The organism is Stenotrophomonas koreensis, from assembly GCF_001431525.1.
GTDB classification, from domain to species: domain Bacteria; phylum Pseudomonadota; class Gammaproteobacteria; order Xanthomonadales; family Xanthomonadaceae; genus Stenotrophomonas; species Stenotrophomonas koreensis.
Window position 1 is genome coordinate 1 of sequence record NZ_LDJH01000040.1, and the last position, 1,429, is coordinate 1,429.

Annotated in this window: 1 protein-coding gene; it reads right to left on the reverse strand. The window is 62.4% G+C overall.

The window, feature by feature from the left end:
• Positions 1–1,077, reverse strand: a protein-coding gene (locus ABB25_RS13975) for an IS3 family transposase (protein WP_152981247.1) whose coding sequence is annotated in 2 segments (ribosomal slippage) — positions 1–837 and positions 837–1,077 — 1,078 coding nt annotated over the 2 segments. Because the reading frame shifts where the segments join, the coding sequence is not laid out codon by codon here. This gene is flagged as partial in the annotation.
• Positions 1,078–1,429 lie beyond the last annotated feature (352 nt).

Genomic DNA, 1,429 nt, shown 5'->3' on the forward strand with positions numbered 1-1,429 from the left:
TGTGGCGGCGCTCGATGTATTCGAACACATCGGACCGGGCGGCATCGAGTGTGGGATACGTTGTGCGATAGATCCGCTCGCGCTTGAGCAATCCGAAAAAGCCCTCGCAGGCTGCATTGTCGCCACAATGCCCCACCGCACTCATCGAGCAAAGCAGGCCATTGGCGGCCAGGTAGCCCTGGTAATCGCCGCTACGAAATTGACTGCCGCGGTCGGAGTGCAGGATCAGCGGATGCCGCTCCTGCCGTTGCCAAACCGCCATCTGCACCGCTCTGATCACCATCTGCCGGTCCTGCCGATGATGCATGGACCAGCCCACAATGCGCTGATCAAACAGATCCAGCACGACGCATAGATACAGCTTGGCCTGCTGGGTCTTGATCTCGGTGATGTCGGTCACCCACTTGGTTTCCGGCTCCAAGGCGCTGAAATCACGCTCCAGCAGGTTGCGCACGCCCGGCGGCGTCAGTGTCGGTTGAGCGCGCTGGCCACGCCGTTTCGGGCGTGGCCAGCCCTGCAGGCCCGCTGCCGCCATCAATCGGGCAACCCGATTTCGACTGGCCGTCAGCCCTTCCTCGACCAGAGCTTCCTGCATGCGGCCGGCCCCCAGCGTGCCCCGGCTGTCCTGATGCAGCGCATGGATACGGCTCAGCAAGCGCTCGTTGTCGTGCTGTCGAGCACTGGGCAGTCGCTTGCTCCAGTCGTAGTAGCCACTGGTCGATACCCGCAGGCAGCGGCACATCAGGCGAATCGGAAACTCATCGCGGCAACGTTCGATCACCTGATACCTCAGGATGATGCCTTGGCAAAGAACGTCGCCGCTTCTCGCAAAAAATCCCGCTCCTTGGTGATTCTGGCCAACTCGCGCTTGAGCCGGGCAACTTCCTCGTCACGCGGGCTCCCGGTGCCGGCAAAGGCTGCTTTCCCCGCCGTCTGTGCCTCCCGCTTCCAGCGGGTCAGCAGGCTGTCACGGATACCCAATTCGCGGGCCACCCGGGCGCAACTGACACCGGGCCGACTGGCTTGCTCCACCGCACCACGCTTGAACTCGGCACTGAACTTACGACGCTTTGACATGAACACTCCTCATGGCCTGAATCGGCCTTCTTGTAAGTGTCCGTGAAAACGGGGTAGAACCCCTGCGAACCATGCACACGGAAGCTCAGCAGCTACTTGAACTGGCACAACAGCAGCCAGCACGTTCTGCCATGCAGATGGGCTGAAACTGCTGAGCACTGCAGTCACGCGTTGATCTTGCGCCGTAGTGTGATGCGGCAAAGGCCGCCAGCGCGGCAATGGGTGGGAAGCCCGGCCCGCCATTGTTGCCCAAGCCGGAGGAAAAAAACCTGCCCCTGGCTGTCTGCCCCGGCATTACCGGTGGGTTGCGCACAACCATCCGGGCCGCAGCGGGATGGCCAGCAGCAGCGCG